This window comes from Exiguobacterium sp. s80, assembly GCF_018618725.1.
In the GTDB taxonomy this organism is placed as follows: Bacteria; Bacillota; Bacilli; order Exiguobacteriales; family Exiguobacteriaceae; genus Exiguobacterium_A; species Exiguobacterium_A oxidotolerans.
Genome location: NZ_JACSMP010000003.1, coordinates 198331 through 221381, shown reverse-complemented (window position 1 = coordinate 221381; position 23051 = coordinate 198331). Strand labels below are relative to the sequence as shown.

Genomic DNA, 23051 nt, shown 5'->3' with positions numbered 1-23051 from the left:
GTGCTTCTTTTAGTGGTTCGCTATAGTAAAGGTTGAGGTGAAGAGAGATGGAATTTACAGTAACGAAAGTCTTACAAACGACAGATGTCTTGCAACTTGAGAAATGTGTCAACGATCATGATGGAATTGAATTGAAGGTGGCGGCAGATTATGTCGGCGAGAATGATTTTGCTGTCTACGACGGCTCAAAATTGATTGGCTACCTGCAAGCCTTCGCGTATCTACCGACAGAATGGGAAGTCAACGTCTTCGTTGATCCCGATTACCGGCAGCAAGGGATTTTTAAATCGCTCGTCGAAACGGCGGCTGGCGTAGCGCGCGAAACGGGCGCGGAAGCCTTTACGTTCGTGATTGATGATGCAAGTCAATCCGGTAAAGCAGTCTTGGGCAAGCTTGGGGCAGAGTACCGGATGACGGAATACAATATGGTGCTGAAAAAAGCGCAATTGTTCTTAAAAGCAGATCCTGATTTCGAATTACGCGAAGCGACGGCATCGGACCGTCCGTTCATCGTCGAGACGCTCGGACAGTCGTTCGGAAATACAGCGGACGAGGCGGAAGCGATTTATCAAGCGATTGAGACAGAGGATCGCGTCACGTATGTCGGTGTCGCGAACGGTCAGCCGGTCGGTGTCGTCCGTGCATATTTAGCATCCGAGACACAAGCGAGCATCCATGCGTTCGCCGTTCGTCCGGAAGCGCAGGGCAATGGCTACGGGAAGAAGATGTTGAAACTGATGGTCCAAGCGATGTTCCGGACAGGTCGAACGCAGCTTGAACTCGATGTCGAGACGGATAACGCACGGGCACTGGATCTCTATAAAGATGCCGGATTCGTCGTCGGTCGCGGTTATCAGTTCCACGTGCTTGAATTATAAGAAGTCTGAACGAAAGTCCACGGGAGTGGGCTTTTTTTGTGAAATCGTATAGCAAGCATAGACCTTAGGTCTTACTACTCTCTAAGAAAATAGAATATCGTTTCCGATCGTCCGCTGGCGCGCTTTCCTCGGGCGGAACGCAAGCCGCGATCGGCTTTTAGCCGACCGGGTCTCGCTTGTTCCTGACGGAAAGGACGAGCCCTTCCTTTTCCCGCAGGAGTCGCGCCCGGACGATAGGAGCATAAGCAGTTTGATGGAAAGTTCATGGGAGTGGGCTTGTTTATGTAATCGTTATAAAAGGCATAGGCGTTTGGGTCTTACTGATTTTAAAAAATAGAGTATCGTTTCCTATCGTCCTCGGGCGCGCTTTCCTCGGGCGGAACGCAAGCCGCGATCGACTTGCAGCCGACCGGGTCTTGCCTGTTCCTGACGGAAGGGACAAGCCCTTCCTTTTCCCACAGGAGTCGCGCCCGGACGACGGAAACTTTTTTGTTAGCAATTAAGGGACATGTAGCGAAGGAAACCACGTAAAAAAATAAGTTCATAATCTAAAGGAAGTCTGAAACCTCTCCCGTGTTTTGTCGTATACTAAATATATGGAAAAATAGAGGAGGCGACGACATGAATGATCGACAGGAATCATTACGGACGTTGAAGTGGGTGTCAGGTGGTTTAGAGGCCATCCTCGGGATTCCGATTCTCGGTGGATTGATTGTTCTCGGGTCAGGGTATAACGCGTTGTGGTTGATGCTTGCGTTTCACATCGTGGTTGTGGTGTTGACGGCGCGGGCCGGCAATGTCTCAAAAGGAAACATCGTCGGAATCGTCGCATCGACAGTCGGTGTCATTCCGGTCGTCGGGATGTTATTACACATGGCAGCAGCCATCACGATTTTACTTGACGCGGCATTTGGTAACCGGATTATTACACGGACCCACGTCGAGCGGGTCGAACCGATTCGTCCCCGTCCGGTCCGGAAAGAACAGGAGAAACAGGAAGATCATCCGTTTTGAGCACTTTTGATTGACAGTGAAATCCGAGCCGTGTAAAGTAAAGACCAAGTTAAGCCATATCAAACAAATCAACGACGCGGAGTAAGTACCGTCAACACTGCCGACAAAGCGAGTCAGGAAAGGTGAGAGCCTGACGCGGTAAGCTGATTAGGGAATGGACCGCTGAGAGCCTGTTGAACGATTGCAGTAGACAGGACGGTTGCCCCCGTTACAAGGCTAGCTGGTTGTTGGACCAGCGACAAGAGGAGATTTTTAATCTCAACTAGAGGTGGCACCGCGCGGATACAGGCGTCCTCTATGCAGCAGCTTTTGCTATGCATAGAGGGCGTCTTTTGTTTTACGTCAAGGAACGCCGAATCATCCAACGCACATTATCTTTAGGAGGAATTTTTTATGAAGAAGACATTGATCGCGGCGGCAAGCACGGCGTTCCTACTCGCAGGATGCTCGACGACAGACACAGAACAAGCAGCACCAAATGAAAATGAAAAGAAAGTCCTGCACACGATGGAAAGTTATGATCTCCTATCGGTTGACCCGGCAGATGCCATTACGTCGAACATCTTCAACCAGATTTATGAAGGACTATACCGTTTCGATGAAAACAATGAACTCGTCCCGGCAGCTGCCGCGTCACACAGCGTATCGGAAGACGGTAAAGTCTATACGTTCAAGCTTGACCCGACGGCGAAATGGTCTGACGGAAAACCCGTCACGGCAGAAAACTTCCGTTATGCCTATGAGCGCGTCATCGAGACGAACTCCCCGTTTGCGTACTTGCTTGAGCCCGTCAAAGAAACGAAAGTCATCGATGACGAAACGTTGCGAATCGAACTGAAACGGCCGACACCGTACTTCCTCAGCATGACGACGTTCGGGACATACATGCCGGTCCGTGAAGATATCGTTGAAGCACAAGGCGACAAGTTCGGGACGGATCCTGAGACGAATGTCTACAATGGACCGTTCACCTTCAAGAAGTATCAAGCGGAGCAAGGCTACACGCTCGCGAAAAATGCTGACTACGCCGACCAAAAACAAGTCAAGATTGACGAAGTCGACGTCAAAATCATCAAGGACCCGATGCTTGCGATCAACTTGTTTGAAACAGGTGAACTCGATGTCGCACCGCTCAACTCGGAAAACGTCATCAACTATAAAGATAAAAAAGAGTACAACACGTTCAGTGATTCACGGATGTTTTTCATCCGGATGAATCAAAAAACGGACGCCTTAAAAGATAAGCAGACCCGCCAAGCAATTGACGCTGCTTATAATAAAGAAGCGTTGACGGAAACGTTACTCGGAAACGGTTCGTTACCGGCCGATTATATCGTCCCGCAAGAGCTTGACCCGCAGTACGATAAAACACGTCAAATCACGTCATCATTCGACGAAGCACAGGCGAAGAAAGTCCTCGAACCGCAAAATCTAGAATTGACGATGATCATCGAGGACGATGACGTCTCGAAAAAAATTGGTGAGTACATTCAAGGAACGCTTAAACGTCAAAACCTCGACGTCAAACTCTTGCCGCTGCCGAAGAAGGAACGTCTTGCCCGTGAAGGACGAGGGGACTACGACTTGTCACTCGCGAGCTGGGCACCGGACTATCAAGACGCGACGACGTACTTGAACTTGTTCATGACCGGTAACCCGTTCAACATGATGGATTACTCGAACAAACAGTATGACCGTCTCTTGCAACAGGCAGAAAAAGAACTTGATCAAGATAAACGGTTGGAACTCTTGAGCCAAGCCGAATCGCTGTTACTCGACGATCAAGCGATTTCGCCGGTCTACCAACGCAAAAACGCCTTCTTGCAAAACACGGAAATCACGCACCTCGCCCGACACAACGTCGGGACGGACATCTCGTATAAGTACGTCGAAATTGACCGGAAGTAAAAAGATCAGCCGTCCGCCTTGTCATGATTAGATGATGAAGCGGACGGTTTTTTTGTGTGGATCTGTCATTGTCACAAATCAAATTGTTATTTTGTGACAAGTAAATCCTATAACCGACTTTGAAATCAGGTCAATTCTATTAAAGCGTTCTCATATCTTGCCGATAAGGAGAATGTTGAGAAAAGAATCAGGAAAGGAAGTTACGGATATGAGTAAGTTACGTAGCAATTTAAAGATTCGGTTATTTGTATGGGTTCTCGTGATTTCAATCATTACAGGCGGAATTTCTGCCCAGCTGACATTATTCCTCTCGCGTGGAGTCGACGTTGCAGAAAACCAAGCGATTTTATTTGGAGCGGGTATCGGATTAGTCTTGTCGATTCTCGGATCACTATTGATTCAATTGATTCTCCGTCAGCCGATCAAAGCAATCGAAAAAGCGACACAAACGGCACGTGAAGTCGCGAACGGTAACTTTGATGTGGATTTCGAAGAAGCGAAGCGTGGTGACGAAGTCGATCAATTGATGCATGAACTTGAAGTGATGGTAGTACATATCCGCAAGCAAGCGACACAGATGGGCAGCTCAAGCGATAAGCTGACGGCATCTGCCCAAGAAATCGCGGCAGCCGTTCAGGAAGGCAACGCGTCAGGTGAAAGCATCCGGACTGCGATGGCGGAGCTCTCGACGAAGATGAACGAGAACGTCGATCAAGCGTACCTCTCGATGGATGCACTCGGTGCCGTCAAACGGACGATGGATGAAGTCGCACAAGAAATGAATCAAGCTTTGAAATCAGCGACCGTCATGCAGACAGAAGCTGAAAACGGTAAGACACTCGCGACGGATTCCGTTGAAGCGATGCATATGATTTCGAGTAAGATGGAACAATCCGCGACACTCAATGGTCGTTTGACGGACATGACAGGTGAAATTTCACGAATCACGGACGTCATCAGTGACATTTCAGCACAGACGAACTTACTCAGTTTGAATGCCTCGATCGAAGCAGCACGTGCCGGAGAAGCCGGTCGTGGTTTCGCCGTCGTTGCGGCGGAAGTCAAGAAACTGGCTGAACAAACAGCGACGTCAGCAAAAGAAATCACCGACTTGATTTCCGGTGTTAAACGTCTCGTCAATGATACGGCGAATGCAATGACGGACGTCCAAAAAGAAGTCGCGACCGGTGTCGGACTCGTCGAACAAGCAGGGTCGTCATTCGAAGAGATTCACCATTCAACAGAACATGTGTATTCACGTGTTAAATCGGTTGATCAACTTGTCGTAAAATCGGACAAAGAGATTGATCAGGTCGGTTTGACGACGGCGAACATTTTGGCGATGGTCGAAGAAGCGTCAAAACATGCGGAGCAAGTCTTACAGGCTTCTAGTCATCAGGCAGCTTCACTCAGTGAAGTCAACGGTGCGATGGAAGAGCTCGTCTCAGTCGCAGAACAACTGCAAGAAGAAACGGGCGCGACGCGTCTCTAATTTAGGAATCGCAGGCGGAAGTCCCGTCTGCGATTTTTCTTTTGAATTTTTTTATTTTTTTTGAGAGAAACTGTTAAACATTTGGGCACGGCGACGATATATAGAGTGGAAGCAGTCATCGACTACAACCACCGCGCTACTCTTGGGCCGGCCAGGGGGCGCATCTCGGAGAAGAAGGATCTTCAAAGAGACAAAAAATTCATTCCTATGGAGGGAAACTTAAAATGATTATCAATCACAACATTACAGCACTTAACACACACAGCAAACTTTCGAGCGCTTCTGCAGCTCAAAGTAAATCAATGGAGAAACTGGCTTCAGGTCTCCGCATCAACCGTGCAGGCGACGATGCTGCTGGTCTTGCGATTTCTGAAAAAATGCGTGCTCAGGTTCGTGGACTTGACCAAGCATCACGTAACGCACAAGATGGGATTTCATTGATTCAAACAGCTGAGGGTGCATTGAACGAAACACACGATATTCTTCAACGTGTTCGTGAACTCGCGGATCAATCAGCAAACGGAACAAACACTGCTGATGATCGTAAAGCAATTCAAGACGAAGTTAAACAATTAAAAGAAGAAGTCGATCGTATCGGTAACACAACTGAGTTCAACACTCAAAAATTATTGAACGGTAACCTTAAATCTAGTGGTGCAGCTGTTGGACAAAATTCAACAGTTGGTGGAACTGTTGCAAAATTGAGTGCTGGTAATATTTCAGGAGCAGTCACAAACGCTGTTGCTGGTGATTTCGTAAAAGAAACGATTAACATTGACGGTGCGGATATCGATGTTAACTGGCAGAACCTTACTGCTGATGAAAAGAACGTTTTAAAAGCTGCTGACACAGATGCAAGCAGCAAACAAAAAGCAGCTGAATTGATTGGAAATAAAATCAATGAAGCAATCGACGCTTCTGGAAAAAATATCGCTCACGTTAAATCATACAGTGACGGTACAAACTTAGTAGTCGAAAGTGGTTCTAAAGGCGTAGATTCTAAAGTAACCGCTGGAACGGGTGTCTTAAAATCAATGACAGCAGATGCTGCTGGAGTCGAAACTGCTGGAACTACAAAATACAGTGGTACATCTGTTGCTACTACAGATAAATATAACGTTGAAATCGGCGGAGTAACTATGGAGGTAACTCCAGGTGCTGCATATGCAAATGATACTGCTATGTCAACTATTGCTACACAAATGCAAACTGACATCAATGCAGCCATCGCTACTGCTAACACTTCTTCAGGAGCAGCTTCTTCAGCTGATCCAGGTTACATTGCTGATGTGAAAGTAAACGTTACAAAAGAAGGTAAATTTGAAGTCTTGAGTGAGAGCGGTCCAGTTAATTTTTCTGATAAAGCAGGACAAACTGCTGTTTCGGATTTAGGATTATCTGCAGCTCAGACTGATGCATCAAGCAACGGTGGAATGACATTCCAAATTGGTGCTAACAAAGGCCAAACAATTACATTTGGTGTTAATGACATGCGTTCTGCGGCTCTCGGAATTTCTGGTGTCGATGTATCTAGTCAAGCAGGTGCAGCTTCAGCATTAACTTCTATTGATTCTGCTATCAAAAATGTATCTTCAGAACGTTCTAAACTCGGTGCTGTTCAAAACCGTCTTGAGCACACAATCAACAACTTAAAAACATCTTCTGAAAACATTACAGCGGCTGAATCACGCGTTCGTGACGTTGATATGGCGAAAGAAATGATGAACCAAACGAAGAACTCGATTCTTGCGCAAGCTGCACAAGCAATGTTGGCTCAAGCGAATCAAGCACCCCAAGGCGTACTTCAACTCCTTCGGTAATTTGATTCCACCGGGCGTCTGATTGGGTAACTGATCAGAGCATGACTGGGTGAATTGCTGGAACTCCTGAGAGCCTTGATGTACGACAACGTGGCTGGAAACGGAGAGCGTGACCGTTCTGAAAAACGTCAAGGATTGGACAATCAGCAGCCAAGCACCTGTAGGGAAACCTTGGTGAAGGTTCAACGACTAGGATAGACGACCTAATGGACATGTCCGATGGTTATGAAATCCGTACTCCGTAAACGGCGGGGGAAGCGCCCAGCTCCTAGCAACAACTAGGATGAAGATATAGTCTTATCATTAGCGAAAGCTAATGCGCGTAGCAAGCGAACCAACAGCCGCAAGGCGTTCTCCAATTACTCCGTTAATCGTAATTGGTCATACTTTTACTTCAAGGTCATGGACTCGTTCCATGGCCTTTTTCTATTGAATTTTAAAAACAGGTATTACAACTCAACAGAAGATGCCGATATACTACATAGAGAAGAAAAAGGAGTGTTTGTCTATGGATTCCATCAATACGGAAATTCGGCTTCACCTGCCTGCAAACGTCTTACCTTACGAAGCAACGCGGAACGTCTTCGTTGAAGCGAATCAAGAAGAACTGGCACAAGACGGAATCGTCATCTTACCGACGCCGCAACATGTAACGAAACTTGAGAGCGCGATTGATAAAGCAAATTTACAATTAGAAACGCAACGTACTGGTCTAAAGTTCGTCAAACATGAAAAACTGAATGAATTTTACATTCAAGTCGTTGATACGAATAACAATGTCGTGCAAGAAATCCCAAGTAAAAAAGAACTGGATTTTTTTGCGGCATTCATGGAATTTAATCAACTGATCGATAAACGGATTTAATGGGAAAGGACTGATTGGATGGCAGGACTTCGGATAAGTGGTCTCGCAAGCGGGATTGATACGGAAACGATGATTAAACAATTGATGCAAGCGGAACGTGCACCTGTTGATCGCTTAGCGCAAAAGAAACAAACCTTAACGTGGCAACGCGATGCCTACCGTGAGATGAACCGGGGATTACTTGATTTACGGACAGCAGCGAGTGACATGTTGTTATCAAAAAACTATATGTCAAAGACCGTCACGAGTTCTGATGCGTCGAAGGTATCGGTAACGGCAAGTCCAGCTGCGACTGCAGGTAGTGTGACGATTGATAGTGTCACGCAATTAGCTTCTGCTTCATCGCTTGTTCTTTCCAGTTATGATGCAACGACGCGAAAAACGACGAGTCAAACTAAACTCGATGCGAGCGGTCTGGTCGGAATAGATGGTTCTGGAAATATGGAACTTGAACTGAACACCTATCAAGTTGATGGGACATTAGGCACGCCGGTTACGATGAAGTTTGATGGAACGGCAACGATTGGCGATCTTGTCTCGAAAATTAATAATGACAAATCGCTTGGTTTAAGTGCTGTTTTCAATGACATCACGGGTAAATTAGTTTTGACCCGTCAAAGTACAGGAAAACTTTCTTCGAATGATGAAATCTCTTGGATCGATAAAAATCCTTTAGCCACTGCAGTTGCACCAAACAAAACAGCGGTGAAAGGGGAAAATGCGATTTATAGTATTGGGGGAACTGCGCTCGAACAGACAACCAATACCTTCACCCAAAATGGTTTAACGATTACGTTAAATGGGACATCGACGACAGCAACGACACTGAATACAAAAATTGATACGCAAGCGAACTTCGACTCAATCAAAAAATTTGTCGATAAATATAACGATATGATTGATAAGATGAACAAAAAAGTCAACGAAGAGAAGTATCGTGACTTCCAACCATTAACAGATGCTCAGCGGAAAGAACTGAGTGAAGACGAAGTCAAGAAGTGGGAAGAAAAAGCGATGAGTGGCGTCTTAAAGAATGATAGTTTCTTGCGTGACGGGATGAATTCATTCCGCAGTGCCATCTCATCGAAAATTGATACGGGATATACGTACCAGTCAGGGACGGATACAATTTCTTTGAACTATATGTCGCAAATCGGAATTACGACGACGAGTGATTTCCGTGACGGGGGAAAGCTCAAAATTGACGAAACAAAACTCAAGAAAATGCTTGAGGAACAACCGGAAGGTGTCTATAAGCTGTTTACGGCGGATGCCCCAGACCCAGTAAAAAATCCTGATGGCTCTGTTACTCCAAATCCTGGTGGACTTGATGGATTTGTCCGGCAAATCCAAGGATTTGCGACGACGATGCGTGATAAAATCTCGAAGGTTGCCGGACTCGACGGTGCTGTTGCAACGACATACCGGCTCGGGAAATCACTTGCTGATGTCGATAAGACTATTTTGTCATGGGAAGATAAGCTAACAAAAAAAGAAAATGCCTATTACCGCCGCTTCGCAGCAATGGAACAGGCGATGAACCAAGCGAACAGTCAATCAGCGACACTCGCTTCATACTTAGGACAATAAGGAGGACTTCAGAATATGAACCCATATGCGACATACCAATCGAACTCTGTGACAACAGCATTACCGCAAGACTTGACGTTGATGCTCTATGAAGGGCTGATTAAGTTCGCAATGATGGCGAAACGCAATATCGAACAGGGAAACATTCAGGATAAAAATACGTACATTCAAAAAGCGCAGGCGATCATCATGGAGCTCCAATTGACACTTAATAAATCGATTTCTCTATCAACTGATTTAAATAACTTATATGATTACATGCAGGGGCGGTTGATTGACGCGAACATTAAAAATGATGTGGCAGCAATCGACGAAGTGATTGGTTTCGCGGAAGAATTTCGTGAGACGTGGAAAGAAGCGATGAAGCTCGCGCGTCAACGATGAGTCCGCTTGATCCGCTGCGTCTGAAGACGAAACACTTAATGGACTTGCTTGAGCAGACACCGGAAGAGGAAGTCTATGACGAGTGGCTCAGCAAGATTCAAAACTTGCTGAACGAACGGGAAGCGTTTATTGCCGCTCATTCGAACTTGCTTGCCGGGGCCAATCAGGCGGTCATTCAAGAACTCGTCGCCGAAAGTCGGAAACTGGACTTGAAATTATCTGAAGAAACCGCTAAATTAGGGGTACAAATCAATCAACTCCGACAGACGAAAGTCAGCCGGAAATCGTATATCGACCCGTACGAAGAAGTGGAAGGTAGTTTTTCACCATATTTTGATTCTCGTCAGTAACTTTCTTATTCCAGGGAGGGATCTTGCGTGACTAAACGTGAAGAGAAAAAACGTACCGTGCCAAAACCGTTTTACCGATCGGATGGTTCGTATGATCAATTCATCGAACCGGACGTCGAGTCCGAATCTTGGGAAGAGGCGGAACGCCCGATCTCGGACGGACCTGACGTCTACGAAGAAGAAAAATATCGACGTGAGTCGTAACAAAAAGGGCATCCGTGACGGATGCCCTTTTTGTTATACCGTTTAGATTTGGTGCCGTTCCCGATACAGTTCCCAGTGTTCTCGTGCCTCTTTTTTGATTCGGTCCGAGACTTTTTTACTTTGAAAAATCAGGCTGTACCATTGTTTCGCGTCATCTGTCCGCTCGAGACTCGCATAGAGGTCGGCGATTCGTAACAATAAAACGTCATGCGGGATCCCGGTCCGGACAGCGTCGGTATAATCGAGATAAAGCGCTTCGTACTTCTCGACCGACCGCTCCATCCAGAGCACTTCCTGCTCTTTGTTTGCAAGCAAACGATTTAACCAGGCGATTCGGACGCCGAGCATCGCAAGGATACTCTCTTTTTGGAGTGTCACTTGAGCACTATAAAGACAGAGCTTATAAAGCTGGATTGCCTGCTCCGCTGTCCGCTCAGTCGTAGCGAACGCTAACACCGGTAAAGCGGGAAGAATGTCCGTCGTCAGTCGTTCCCGGACGTCCGGACGGAGCTTCTCGAACGCTTCATGGAAGATGAAGCGGCAATGCGTGCATTGAACCGGTTCGTAATAATAGACATTTGGTCCGTCATAGTGAATGAAACCGTCGAAGTCGGTCTGCGCGACACGGATATGCCGACTTAAGACGCGCTTCGTTTCTGTTTCCTTCAAGCAATACGGGCATTTACATTTTTTTGAGTAGATAGCAGGCATTAGATAAAACTCCTCGGGATCGATTTAGACAAAGACGTTGACGAGCATCCCTTTGATTTCTCCGACTTGGTCGAGAATGTCGAGACGGCGTGACTCACCGGAGATGACGGTGTTTGTCAGCTCGAGCAGCTTCGTGTCGACCTGTTCGACGACTTTGTAGATTTTCGTCCGTCCGCGCCGGTTGAAGCCGCGTTTTTCCTCGAGTTGCTGCGATTGATCAAGGGCATCTTTTAGGAAGTCCTTGATTTTCTCTTTGTAGCTCTCGAGGTTCTCGATCGTCTGGCTCTCGGCGAGCAATTGTCCGTGTTCTTCGACGAGTGTCAACTTTTGTTGAAGCCGTTCGTAGCCTTTATGCTCGCGTTTATCTTGCATCAACGCAGAAAACGTCGTCGACGCCTCGACCTCGCGTGGTCCGGTCTTCGGTGTCTGCAGGCGGCTCGTTTCTTGGATGCGCCGGATATCCATAGCTGTCGTCCTCCTTGATTAGTTGAGTAGTTGTAAGACGCCTTGCGGTAAAGCGTTCGCTTGGGCAATCATTGCCATTCCGGATTGATTCAAAATATTGTATTTTGCATATTCCATCATTTCACGCGCCATATCAGCATCACGAATCCGCGACTCCGATGCCGTCAAGTTTTCTTTACTGACGCTGAGGACGGATGTCATCGCTTCGAAGCGGTTTTGGATGGCACCGAGTTTCGACCGTTGCGCTGAAACCGTGTCGATTGCTTGCGTATAACGGCTGATGGCATCATTCGCGTCCTGTTCCGTCATCACGCTGAGGGCGTATTCGGGTGTGCCGTCGACGCTTGGGACATCGAGTTTGCGGACATCGGTGTTCAGCTGGGTAGTCGTGCTGATGCCGATGCTTTGCGCCCGCATATCGTCAATCGTTAAGGAAATCCCTTCGTTCGCCCCGGCATTCGTCTGGATGAAGATCGCGTTGTCTTCCGTGCTGAAGTTACCCGTCAATAAGTCTTTCCCGTTGAACTGCGTCGTTTGCGCGATTCGTGAGACTTCATTTGTCAATTGGTTGATTTCTTCCTGGATAGCCGACCGGTCCTCTGTCGCCAGTGTTCCGTTGCCGGCCTGGACGGCGAGCTCGCGCATCCGTTGTAATAAGTTATGGGTTTCGCTCATGCCGCCTTCAAGCGTCTGAACCATCGAGATTCCGTCGAGGACGTTTTGTTCCGCTTTATCAAGCGCTTTGAGACGGTTCCGCATTTTCTCCGAGATGGCGAGACCGGCCGCGTCATCGGCGCCGCGGTTGATTTTTTGTCCGCTCGACAGTTTATCCATCGTCGTCTTGACGTTCAGTTGGTTAGCACTTAAATTCCGGTACGCTTTCAGTGCCTGTACGTTATTGGTGATCCGCATTAATAATCCATCCCTTCATACCGTTCATGGTGTGCCGCCCGGACGAGCGGTCGTTCTTTTTTCAGACTTGCGGCTTGCCACGTGACGAGTAATTCTTCTGCGAGTTGGAGCAGTTCGTCTAACACGAGTGGCGTCCGGTAGGCCTGTAACGTCTGGTCTGCTAAGTACTGGTAAAGGGCGTCGAGTTGACCGGTGATGATGCCACCGTCGTCATGGAGCCCTGCTTGTAGTTTCGTTAAGAGTTGATAGGCTTTTTGCAACCGTTCGTTGATTTCATCGAACCGGTTGTCGTCGCGGGCGAGCAACGACCGGTCATATTGGAGGACGAGTCCCTGGAGCATCGTTTCCGTCAATTGTTGCGGTGTCATTTGAAACAGTTCCTGTTCTGTCATCAGTCTCGTCCTTTCGCGTGATCGAGTTCTTCAATCAATAACAATAATTCGGCCATCACGTCGTAGAGTTGTGGCGGAATCGCCGTTCCAAGATCGAGGTCGAGTAAGTGACCAAGCAACGATGTATCCTGTTCGATCGCGACACCACTGGCGCGCGCTTCCTGTAGAATCCGGTCGGCGGCTTGTCCGGTCGCCCGGGCGACGACGACGGGAGCGTTGCCTGAATGTTCATCATACCGTAGAACGGCAGCTGATTTTCGATGTTTTAAATCAATTTTTTGATACATGGCTCCTCCTTAAATCCGGTAATCGTAGCCAGCTGGTGTCTCTGCCGGTTTGACAGGTTCTGGCGTCGCCTGTTCTTTTGTAAATGGACTGAAGCGAATCCGGACATCTTGGAAGCCGGTCGCTGCTAACGCCTCGGTCGTCCGCTCGAGGAACGGGGTGGCCAGTCGCTCGAGAATCGGCACATCATTTTCAATCGTAATCTGCATCTTCCGGTTGACCGTTTCGACGCGGACGCCGATATCGCCGAGCCGCGGTGTCTCAAGCTGGACATAGAGTGTGTTGTTTTCCCAGTCAATCACTTCGTCCGGGCGTTTATTTTGCAGATGGACGTGCAACCCGGCTGTCCCTTCGACGAGTTGGACGGGCAGGGCGAGCAACAATTGTTGGAGTTGTTGACTGGCATCCGGTTTATTGACTTGTTGTTGTGTCGTCAAAAACGTTTGCAGTTTCGCTGCTTCCGGGTTCGCGGCTGGTGTCGCGAGCTTCAACTCGGCCGTCTGCAGTTGGAGTGTTTTTTGGACCGTCTCCTGTAAGACGCGCGGGCTGTTTTGGCTTGGTTCATATGGCAGCGGGCGGCTCGGTGCTTGTGAGGTCTGTGTTTGTCCGCTGACAGGACGAGCCGGTTGATTGAGCTCCGGTAAGTACGTCGTCCGGACGTTCGCCGGTGTGAAGCGGAACGCTTCGAATCCGAGCCTTACTTCCTGGAGAAGTGCTTTTGCTTCCGTTCCGCGACCAGTCGCGGCAAGATCGGCACCGCGCTCCAGTTTTGAGAGCCACTGAATCAATTGTTTTTCGTCCCGCATCGATGTATGGAGCATCGCATCCGTCTGTTGGAACGTTTGGCGAAGCCGGTTCGCCGTACTCTCGATGACTTGTGCCATCTGTGCCGGACGCCCTTCAACGAGCGGTTCAATCTGTTTGAGTTGCGAGACGATCGTTCGCTGATTACTCCGGAAGTCGTTCGTCATCTCGGCCAGCCGTGGCGTGACTTCGCGGACGACCGTTAACGCCGACCGGACGGGTTCCGTCGTCTGGCGCGCAGCGGTCAATGCCGTTAACTGCTCGAGCTTCGTCGGTTCCGGCGCTTTGAGCGTGACGGGGAAGTGCGGACGCAGTTGCTCCCGTGCCTGCGTCAAAGCACCACGTTCGATCGTTTCGACAATCGCGGCTTGCTCGTTTAGGGGCAGGTGGTTCGCGATTTGCCGAAGCCTTGGTGCATTCGCTTGCTCGATGTCTGCTTGTGTCGGCAAGGTCGTTCGAGCAACGTCGAGCGCGATGGCAGTGCCGAGTGTCGGTTTATCGACGACGGCCTGACGTTCCGGTAACAGGTCGACGAGTGAATCCGTTTCAGTCAGCAGGCTGCTGATCAACGCATCGACGTCCGTCGGCAAGGCACTGTCGGAAGGGCGTGAGACGAGAGCGACGACGAGATCTTTGTACGTTCCCTGAAGAGCGGCGACGAGCCGGGCGACGGTTTCCTTCGTTTGCGGCAATTGTCCTGTCGCAAGCAGTCGGGCGACAGCTTGTTTTAACTCTTGTGGCAATTCGTCGAGTAAGGTCGGATCGATGCCAGTTGCATCGGTTTTGACGGAGCCTGTCGGCGCTGTGTCCGGGGTATCCGTCAATTGTTCAATCAAATAGCCTTCTGCTGTCGCTCCCTTTACCTTAAACTGGAAGTCTCCTGTTGGGACGTCACCTGTGAACGTCATCTCGATTTGGTCGCGTCCGACTTGGACGAGCGCTGTATGCGGACCCGTTTTTTCAAGGACGGTCCCGCTATACGTCTTTTTGTCGGACAACGTCGTCGGTGGCGACGGAACGGCCGGACTATTTGGTTGCAACTGGATGTTCATCGAGGCACCTCCTGTTTCATAATTTCTTCATCTTATTATATATCGGCATAAACAAAAAAGGATTGAGCGAAATTATCGCCCAACCCGTTTTTTTTAATGTTTAATTGAATTAAAGCGTTCCTCTAGTGTCATCGCGTTCAATTGTTGGTAACGAGCCATCAGCTCGCCAGTTGCTTTCATTTGGTTACGGACGATGTAAGGAGAGGCGTTTACAGGAAGGATCATGCCATTACGAGTTTGGAGTTTCGTTTGTCCGTCTTCCTCGATGACGTCGGACATGTGGCTCCAGGCGTACCACTCGCAATCATCACGTTTTGGTGATTTGGTAGGGAAAAAGACAAGACCGAGCGTCGGTTCGATGACGACTGGAACTTTTCCTTTGACGGAAGCGACTCGCTTTGCAACGACGATCCGTTCTTCGATGGAACTGTTGTACTGCCTGCAAGACAACTGCAGGAGTTGATACGGACGAAGCGGGGTCTTGATCGTTGAGCCGTCTTCTAAAACGATGATAGATTGTTTCATCATGTCGTAGCAGGGCAAAATAGCAATAGTTCTTCTGGTGATTTTGTACTTTTCGTCATTTTGGAATGGTCGCATTCGACTACATCCTCCTCAATAGGACAATGGATAAAACAGGTAAATACTAAATATATAATACAATATTACAAATGTAATGACAATGTAATTTTTTGAAATGTATAACAATGAAATAGACATTAAGTTTTTTTTGAAATGTATAACAATGAAATAGACGTTAAGTTTTTTTGGAAATTACTAATGGAATAATCAGAATTTTCAATTGTCAATAATTCCTTCTTTTGATAGACTAAGCGGTAGAGAGCTTGCTCTCGAACTCTGGTTTGCGAAGGGAACGTGAATTCGAATGGAACAAGGTAAAGTAAAATGGTTTAATGCTGAAAAGGGTTACGGCTTCATCGAGACATCGGACGCAAAAGACATTTTCGTCCACTTCTCAGCAATTCAAGCAGACGGCTATAAGTCACTTGAAGAAGGCGAAGAAGTTGAGTTTGAAGTCGTTGACGGCGATCGTGGCCCACAAGCTGCGAACGTTACAAAACTTTAATCCGAATAGCAGCCGCCACCGTCTTTAGGCATTGTCTAAAGGCGGTTTTTTTGTTTCGATTTAGTTTCGTAAGGGTATATACGCTAATATCAACACGTAAAAAAATTATAGTACGCTAAAGATTGAGGAGGATGTTCAACAGAATGTCATCGTTTTCATTTCCTTGCATCATTTATCGTGGTATAATAAATACGAACCAAAAGAATTTTGAATCTTCAGAAGGAAACGACTGAAGTTTATCGAATTCATAGGTTCAACCGGTTACTTAAGGAGGAGTTTACATGATCTACAACATTCGCGGTGAAAACTTGGACGTCACAGATGCTCTCAAGGATTACGTCGAGAAAAAGCTTGAAAAGTTAACTCGTTATTTTACAACTCCTACGGAAGCGCAGACGGCTTATGTCAATCTCAAAGTCAATAATGAGAAACAAAAAGTCGAAGTGACGATTCCAATGCCAAACCTCTTGCTTCGTGCAGAGGATGTAAATGGCGACATGTACGCAGCAATCGACCTCGTCGTCGATAAGCTCGAACGTCAAATCCGGAAACATAAAACGAAAATCAACCGGAGAGGACGCGCCAAAGAAGGCGGCATTGGCGAATACTTCAAAACGCTCGAAGGACCGGAGGCAGAAGCACCTGTCTACGAAGAGGATGAAGCGGAACTCGAACTCGTTCGAACAAAACGTTTCACACTCAAGCCGATGGATACGGAAGAAGCGATTCTTCAAATGGACATGCTCGGTCACACGTTCTTCGTCTTCTCAGACGCTGAAACGGGTAACACGAACGTCGTTTACCGTCGAAAAGATGGTCGTTACGGCTTGATTGAACCAGAATAATGAATGTACAAGGGACTCGCTCTTAGGAGTGGGTCCCTTTTTGATATGTTAGAAAACTATATCTTAAGTCGATGCGTATGCTACATAGATCGAACAGGACGAGACGTCACGTCGTCCGCTTGTTGAAATTTGACGCTGTATTCGGTACACTGAATAAAGGAAAAATCTCGGAATTCTGTTCATATAAAGAATCGTTCGAAGTAAGGGGACTGTATGGCATGGCTAATTTTCTAAAAGAGTTATTCGCACCGACGAAACGTGTCCTGAAAAAAGCAGAAAAAGTGGCAGACGCCGTCGAAGCATTCGAGGAACAAATGGGTGCTTTATCAGATCAAGAATTAGAAGGTAAAGTGGTGGAGTTCCGGACGCGTCTTGCGGGCGGAGAAGATTTAGATGATATCTTACCGGAAGCATTCGCCGTATGTCGTGAAGTATCGACGCGTGTCTTAGGCATGCGCCATTATCGTGTCCAATTAATTGGGGGATATGTCCTTCACAACGGTGATATTGCTGAAATGAAGACAGGGGAAGGGAAAACGCTTGTCGCGACGCTTCCTGTCTATTTGAACGCACTCGCCGGCAATGGCGTCCACGTCATCACCGTCAACGAATACTTGGCGAAACGTGACCGTGACATCATGGAGCCGCTCTATGCGGCGCTCGGTCTATCGGTCGGTTTGAACCTGTCAAGCATGTCGCGTCAAGAAAAACAAGCAGCCTATAGCTGTGATATCACGTACGGAACGAACAATGAGTTCGGTTTCGACTACTTGCGTGACAACATGGTCCTGTATAAAGAAGACCGTGTTCAACGTCCGCTTTCTTATGCTGTCGTCGATGAAGTCGACTCGATCCTCGTCGATGAAGCACGGACACCGTTGATCATTTCAGGTTCTGCTGAGAAATCGACGGCCCTCTACTCACAAGCAGATACGTTCGCGAAGATGATGAAGGCAGATGAAGACTATACGGTCGACATCAAAACGAAAAGTGTGCTCTTGACGGAGCAAGGCATCGACCGCGCTGAAAAATACTTTGGCATCGACAACCTGTTTGGTCTCGAGCACGTCGCCCTCAACCATCACTTGAGTCTCGCGCTCCGTGCGAACTCCGTCATGCACCGCGACGTCGACTACATGATTCGGGAAGATGAGGTCATGATCATCGACCAATTCACGGGTCGTGTCATGGAAGGACGTCGTTACTCAGAGGGATTGCACCAAGCAATTGAAGCGAAGGAAGGCGTCGAGATTCAACGTGAATCGATGACACTTGCAACGATCACGTACCAAAACTTCTTCCGGATGTATACGAAGCTTGCCGGTATGACCGGTACGGCGAAGACGGAGGAAGAAGAGTTCCGGAACATCTACAACATGCATGTCGTTCCCGTTCCGACGAATAAGCCCGTCATCCGTAACGATCAGCCTGATTTGATTTTCAAGACGATGAACGGGAAATTCGCTGCTGTTGCAGACGAAATCGAACGTGCCAACCGCGAAGGACAACCGGTCCTCGTCGGTACGGTCGCCGTCGAAACGTCTGAGCTCCTCAGCGGGATTCTCAAGAAACGCGGCATCCGCCACGAAGTCTTGAACGCGAAAAACCATGCACGGGAAGCAGAAATCATCGAGAACGCGGGACAAGCGAACTCGGTCACGATCGCGACGAACATGGCCGGACGCGGTACCGACATCAAGCTCGGTGCAGGTGTCATCGAAAAAGGCGGTCTCTACATTCTCGGGACAGAGCGTCACGAATCACGCCGGATCGATAACCAGTTACGTGGCCGGGCCGGTCGTCAAGGTGACCCGGGGGCATCCCAGTTCTATCTTTCACTCGAAGATGAATTGATGCGCCGTTTCGGTTCCGATTCCCTGCAATCGATGATGGATCGTCTCGGAATGGACGATTCGCAACCGATTGAAAGCCGGATGGTCTCACGTGCCGTCGAGTCTGCTCAAAAACGGGTCGAAGGAAATAACTTTGACGCACGGAAACAAGTCCTCGGTTACGATAACGTCATGGCTGATCAACGGAAAGTCATGTACGCGGACCGGGCAGCGATTCTTGACGCCCAGTCTGTCTCAGACATCGTTCGTCCGATGATGGAACAAACGATTGAATCAGGTGTCCATCAGTACACGCCAATCGAGTTCGTACCGGAAGAGTGGAGCATCGGTGCACTCGCGGATTGGTCAAACCAGACACTTGCCGTCGAAGAAAAAGTGACGGAACAAGAGTTGTTCGGCAAAGAACGCGAAGAAATCATCGAACTGCTCAAAGAGCGGACGTTCGCACACTACGAACACAAACGGTCGGAAGTACCGGCTGAAGCGTTTGACGAATTTGAAAAAGTCATCGTCTTACGTGCCGTCGACCAACACTGGATGAACCACATCGATCAGATGGATCAGTTGCGTGAAGGGATTCACCTTCGTGCTTACGGTCAAAACGATCCGCTGCGGGAATACCAGTCGGAAGGTTCAATGATGTTCGATACGATGAACGCGGCGATCGCGGAAGAAGTGACGCAATTCGTCCTTCGTGCTGATCTTGACCCGAACTTGAAACGCGAAAAAGTCGTCAAGGATGAAGTCGCCGTCTCAGGCAAAGAGGACAAGGTCGTCAAAAAAGCACCTGTCCGCAAAAATCCGAACGACCAAATCGGACGTAACGACCCATGTTGGTGCGGATCCGGTAAAAAATATAAGAACTGTCACGGCCGTCAGGCATAAGTGATGAATCGACTGAAAGAGGCGGGAGATTCCTGCCTCTTTTGACGGAAAGAGAAGGTGGAACACAATGGAATTAGCAGAAATACGCAACACCGCCGAGTGGATGGAGAAGAAACTCGGAGAATATAAGGCATCGCTTGATTTAGAAACGAAGATTTCCCGGATCGAAGAGCTCGAAAACGAGATGACGTTCCCGGACTTCTGGAACAATCAAGAAGAAGCGCAAAAAGTCATCGATGAGTCGAACGGTTTGAAGGCGATGGTCGATAAGTACCAACACCTCGCCGATGGACACGAAAACATCGTCTTGACGTATGAATTGATTAAAGAAGAGCCGGACGTCGAGTTACAAGAAGAACTCGAGTCGGAACTCGGAGACATCAAACAGAAGTTCGACGAGTTTGAATTACAAATCTTGTTGAACGGCGAATATGACGCAAACAACGCAATCCTTGAGCTGCACCCGGGTGCGGGTGGGACCGAGTCGCAAGACTGGGCTTCGATGTTACTCCGGATGTATCAACGTTTTTGCGACAAACAGGGCTGGAAAGTCGAGACGATGGATTATCAACCAGGTGACGAAGCCGGTGTTAAATCGGTCACGCTCCGTATTCAAGGGCACAATGCCTATGGATACTTGAAGGCGGAAAAAGGAATTCACCGTCTCGTCCGGATTTCACCGTTTGATTCGTCAGGCCGCCGTCATACGTCGTTCGTTTCATGTGACGTCATGCCGGAGTTCAACGATGACATCGATATCGACATTCGGACGGAAGACCTCCGTGTCGATACGTACCGGGCGTCAGGTGCCGGTGGACAGCACATCAATACGACCGACTCAGCCGTCCGGATCACGCACGTGCCGACGGGCGTCGTCGTCTCGTGTCAACAAGAGCGTTCGCAGATCAAGAACCGTGAAGCGGCGATGAAGATGTTGAAAGCGAAACTCTACCAACGTGAAATCGAGGAGAAACAAAAGAAACTCGATGAAATCCGTGGCGAAAAATCAGATATCGCGTGGGGTAGCCAAATTCGTTCATACGTCTTCCATCCATACAGCATGGTCAAGGATCACCGGACGAACTATGAAGTCGGGAATACGCAAGGGGCAATGGATGGAGACATCATGGGCTTCATCGATGCCTACCTTCGTTTACTCAATATGTAAGAAGCACCTGCCGTCGACGGTCAAGTCGACGGTTTTTTTTCAAAAAGGAGGACATGAGATGATCATTCGTCAGGAAAAATTTAAGGATGCAGCCGCGATTCGCCGCGTGCATGAAGCAGCGTTCGAACAGGCGGCTGAAGCGGATTTAGTCGACGCCTTACGGGAAGATGACGAGGCGGCACCACGTTTCAGCCGGGTCGCCGTCGCTGACCGGGGCGAAATCGTCGGGCACGTCTTGCTGAGCCGGATTTACATCGAGGACGTCCCGTCGCTCGCCCTGGCGCCGGTCGGGGTCATGCCGGTTTGGCAACGTAAAGGCATTGGATCAGAGTTGATCCGCCAAGTCATCGAGGACGCCCGGGAAGCGGGGGAACAGCACATCGTCGTGCTCGGTCACGACAGTTATTATCCGCAGTTCGGATTCGAACGGGCGATCGATTACAGGATTGAAGCACCATTCCCGGTCCCGGCTGAAGTGTTTCTCGTCATGCCGCTCGTCCGAAATGGCTTAACGGGCGTCAAAGGGACGGTCCGTTATCCGAAACCCTTTAGTGCGGTATAAGAGAACCACTGCGAGTTGGTCGGACGGGCTAGTCGTCACTTCCCTTTTTGCGCTAAAATAAAAAACGGGTTCTAGATTTTAAGGTAAGGGGAAATGCAACGCCATGACATCAACGCGTCAGGAAGTCGTTCGCGACTATGTTTATTTATTATTAGGTTCATTATTCGTCGCCAGTGCGTTCAGTCTGTTTCTCGCACCGAATCAACTCGCCTCAGGAGGCGTCAGTGGGCTATCGATTGTCTTGAATGATTTATTCGGGATTTCACCCGGACTGTTCCAGCTCGCTGCGAACGTCCTATTGCTCGCGATCGGCTGGATGATTCTCGGGATGGGGTTCGGCGTCAAGTCACTCGTCGGATCGATTTTTTTGCCCGTCGTCATCTTGATTTATGAACGGTTCGAGGTCCCGGCAGCGACGATGAATCCGATGCTCGCTGCGATTTTTGGCGGGGCCGGCGTCGGAATCGGACTCGGTCTGATTTTTAAAGGTCGGGCGTCGACCGGCGGGATGGATTTAATCGCCCAGATTTTACACCGGTTTACGAAGTTACCGATTCATTTGTGCATCGCCTTGCTTGACGGGACAATCGTCATCAGTGCCGCGATTATCTTCTCGCTCGAAATTGGTCTGTATGCGCTCGTCGCCTTGTTCATCACGATTAAGATGATTGATGTCGTCCAGCTCGGAATCACGAACGATAAGCTGGCCTACATCATTTCTGATCAACGGGAAGCCCTGGTTAAAGAGATCTTCCAGACACTCGATCGCGGGGCAACGGAAATCGAGGCAGCGGGTGCCTATACACGGAAGCGGAAACCGATGCTGATGGTCGTCGTCCGTCAAGGTGAAATCACGACGTTGAAAGAAATCGTCAAACACATTGATCCGGAAGCGTTCCTTGTCGTCAGTGAGGCCCATGAAGTACTCGGGCTTGGCTTCACGGATGACAAACGGTATCACAATGTTCCGTAAACACATCGAAAACGTGAAGTTTTTGTGAAATCACGCTTAGAAAACATCAAGAACGGTTATACTCTAATAGGTAAGAACGTTGATTGGTATTTTTTAAGGGGGGTATACGGATGAAGTTAAAAAATCTTTTACTCGCGGCAGGACTTGGCGCGACACTCGTACTCGGCGCTTGCGGCAGTGATGATTCCAGTTCATCGGATACAACGAAAGAAGACACGTCGATGAATGACGATTCGTCAATGAACGATGATTCTTCGAAAACAGAATCAGCGGTCGACGCGGAAAAAATCTTCGCGAATAACTGTGCCTCATGTCACGGGAACAATTTAGAAGGAAATGTTGGACCAAACTTAACAAAAGTCGGTTCAAAGTATTCGTCTGAAGAGATCCAGGACATCATCAAGAACGGTAAAGGGCAAATGCCTGCCGGAATCCTGAAAGAGGACGAAGAAATCGTTGCTGTTGCTGATTGGTTAGCAGAAAAGAAATAATCATAACTATGTGAAAGTATGGGATAAGAGATGACAGACACGACATGTGTTCGTCATTTCT

At 48.4% G+C, this 23051-nt stretch carries 24 protein-coding genes and 1 other annotated feature; of the genes, 17 read left to right on the top strand and 7 right to left on the bottom strand.

Annotation, left to right across the window (positions count from 1 at the left end):
* Window positions 1–47 precede the first annotated feature (47 nt).
* From KNP94_RS09015 to KNP94_RS08970, 10 genes are all read left to right on the top strand, one after another.
* A complete protein-coding gene (locus KNP94_RS09015) occupies window positions 48–878 on the top strand; it encodes a GNAT family N-acetyltransferase (protein ID WP_029331434.1) in 831 nt (276 codons plus the stop codon).
* Window positions 879–1499: 621 nt separating this feature from the next.
* Window positions 1500–1892 carry a hypothetical protein gene (locus tag KNP94_RS09010; protein WP_214801966.1) on the top strand — a complete coding sequence of 131 codons (393 nt, stop codon included), beginning with the start codon at window positions 1500–1502 and terminating at the stop codon, window positions 1890–1892.
* Window positions 1893–1954: 62 nt separating this feature from the next.
* Window positions 1955–2191, top strand: a binding site (T-box leader).
* A gap of 94 nt (window positions 2192–2285) precedes the next feature.
* Complete coding sequence (locus KNP94_RS09005; RefSeq protein WP_214810561.1) at window positions 2286–3800, top strand: peptide ABC transporter substrate-binding protein; 1515 nt, start codon at window positions 2286–2288, stop codon at window positions 3798–3800.
* A gap of 208 nt (window positions 3801–4008) precedes the next feature.
* Complete coding sequence (locus KNP94_RS09000) at window positions 4009–5292, top strand: methyl-accepting chemotaxis protein (RefSeq protein ID WP_214810562.1); 1284 nt, start codon at window positions 4009–4011, stop codon at window positions 5290–5292.
* A 224-nt stretch (window positions 5293–5516) separates the two neighbouring features.
* On the top strand, window positions 5517–7112 hold the full coding sequence (locus tag KNP94_RS08995; protein ID WP_215115579.1) for a flagellin N-terminal helical domain-containing protein: 1596 nt from the start codon (window positions 5517–5519) through the stop codon (window positions 7110–7112).
* Window positions 7113–7620: 508 nt separating this feature from the next.
* Window positions 7621–7977 carry a flagellar protein FlaG gene (locus KNP94_RS08990; RefSeq protein ID WP_214845262.1) on the top strand — a complete coding sequence of 119 codons (357 nt, stop codon included), beginning with the start codon at window positions 7621–7623 and terminating at the stop codon, window positions 7975–7977.
* Window positions 7978–7995: 18 nt separating this feature from the next.
* Window positions 7996–9567 carry a flagellar filament capping protein FliD gene (gene fliD, locus KNP94_RS08985; RefSeq protein ID WP_214845261.1) on the top strand — a complete coding sequence of 524 codons (1572 nt, stop codon included), beginning with the start codon at window positions 7996–7998 and terminating at the stop codon, window positions 9565–9567.
* Between the two features lie 15 nt (window positions 9568–9582).
* Complete coding sequence (gene fliS / locus KNP94_RS08980) at window positions 9583–9951, top strand: flagellar export chaperone FliS (RefSeq protein WP_214845260.1); 369 nt, start codon at window positions 9583–9585, stop codon at window positions 9949–9951.
* A complete protein-coding gene (locus KNP94_RS08975; protein ID WP_214845259.1) occupies window positions 9948–10301 on the top strand; it encodes a hypothetical protein in 354 nt (117 codons plus the stop codon). The genes fliS and KNP94_RS08975 overlap by 4 nt, the downstream gene beginning before the upstream one ends.
* A 27-nt stretch (window positions 10302–10328) precedes the next feature.
* Complete coding sequence (locus KNP94_RS08970; protein WP_204251403.1) at window positions 10329–10505, top strand: hypothetical protein; 177 nt, start codon at window positions 10329–10331, stop codon at window positions 10503–10505.
* Window positions 10506–10547: 42 nt separating this feature from the next.
* Here KNP94_RS08970 and KNP94_RS08965 read toward each other — a convergent pair whose 3' ends face one another.
* From KNP94_RS08965 to KNP94_RS08935, 7 genes are all read right to left on the bottom strand, one after another.
* The gene (locus KNP94_RS08965) at window positions 10548–11216 is read right to left on the bottom strand and encodes a DUF2225 domain-containing protein (protein WP_215115578.1); all 669 of its coding nucleotides are present in this window, start codon (window positions 11214–11216) and stop codon (window positions 10548–10550) included.
* Between the two features lie 24 nt (window positions 11217–11240).
* Complete coding sequence (locus KNP94_RS08960) at window positions 11241–11681, bottom strand: YaaR family protein (RefSeq protein ID WP_214766822.1); 441 nt, start codon at window positions 11679–11681, stop codon at window positions 11241–11243.
* An 18-nt stretch (window positions 11682–11699) separates the two neighbouring features.
* Window positions 11700–12593, bottom strand: coding sequence for a flagellin N-terminal helical domain-containing protein (locus tag KNP94_RS08955; RefSeq protein ID WP_215115577.1), 894 nt, complete (start codon window positions 12591–12593; stop codon window positions 11700–11702).
* On the bottom strand, window positions 12593–12985 hold the full coding sequence (locus tag KNP94_RS08950; RefSeq protein ID WP_214766826.1) for a flagellar export chaperone FliS: 393 nt from the start codon (window positions 12983–12985) through the stop codon (window positions 12593–12595). Before KNP94_RS08950 ends, KNP94_RS08955 begins: the two co-directional genes overlap by 1 nt.
* Window positions 12985–13272, bottom strand: coding sequence for an EscU/YscU/HrcU family type III secretion system export apparatus switch protein (locus KNP94_RS08945; RefSeq protein WP_088837768.1), 288 nt, complete (start codon window positions 13270–13272; stop codon window positions 12985–12987). Before KNP94_RS08945 ends, KNP94_RS08950 begins: the two co-directional genes overlap by 1 nt.
* A gap of 9 nt (window positions 13273–13281) precedes the next feature.
* Window positions 13282–15126 (bottom strand): hypothetical protein, encoded by a 1845-nt coding sequence (locus KNP94_RS08940; protein ID WP_215115576.1) that lies wholly within the window; start codon window positions 15124–15126, stop codon window positions 13282–13284.
* A 93-nt stretch (window positions 15127–15219) separates the two neighbouring features.
* Window positions 15220–15726 (bottom strand): competence protein ComK, encoded by a 507-nt coding sequence (locus tag KNP94_RS08935; RefSeq protein ID WP_215115575.1) that lies wholly within the window; start codon window positions 15724–15726, stop codon window positions 15220–15222.
* Between the two features lie 286 nt (window positions 15727–16012).
* On the opposite strand from KNP94_RS08935, the gene KNP94_RS08930 reads away from it, so the two are divergent.
* The 7 genes from KNP94_RS08930 (at window position 16013) to cccB (ending at window position 22990) form a co-directional block, all read left to right on the top strand.
* On the top strand, window positions 16013–16213 hold the full coding sequence (locus tag KNP94_RS08930; RefSeq protein WP_088837765.1) for a cold shock domain-containing protein: 201 nt from the start codon (window positions 16013–16015) through the stop codon (window positions 16211–16213).
* Between the two features lie 281 nt (window positions 16214–16494).
* Entirely contained in the window at window positions 16495–17058 is a 564-nt protein-coding gene (hpf, locus tag KNP94_RS08925; RefSeq protein WP_026827559.1) for a ribosome hibernation-promoting factor, HPF/YfiA family, read from the top strand.
* A gap of 218 nt (window positions 17059–17276) precedes the next feature.
* Window positions 17277–19796, top strand: coding sequence for a preprotein translocase subunit SecA (secA, locus tag KNP94_RS08920; protein WP_088837764.1), 2520 nt, complete (start codon window positions 17277–17279; stop codon window positions 19794–19796).
* 67 nt (window positions 19797–19863) lie between these two features.
* Window positions 19864–20964, top strand: coding sequence for a peptide chain release factor 2 (prfB, locus tag KNP94_RS08915; RefSeq protein WP_034800913.1), 1101 nt, complete (start codon window positions 19864–19866; stop codon window positions 20962–20964).
* Window positions 20965–21022: 58 nt separating this feature from the next.
* A complete protein-coding gene (locus tag KNP94_RS08910; protein WP_215115574.1) occupies window positions 21023–21526 on the top strand; it encodes a GNAT family N-acetyltransferase in 504 nt (167 codons plus the stop codon).
* A gap of 103 nt (window positions 21527–21629) precedes the next feature.
* Window positions 21630–22499 carry a YitT family protein gene (locus tag KNP94_RS08905; RefSeq protein WP_215115573.1) on the top strand — a complete coding sequence of 290 codons (870 nt, stop codon included), beginning with the start codon at window positions 21630–21632 and terminating at the stop codon, window positions 22497–22499.
* Between the two features lie 110 nt (window positions 22500–22609).
* Entirely contained in the window at window positions 22610–22990 is a 381-nt protein-coding gene (gene cccB, locus KNP94_RS08900; RefSeq protein WP_214892528.1) for a cytochrome c551, read from the top strand.
* Window positions 22991–23051: the final 61 nt, after the last annotated feature.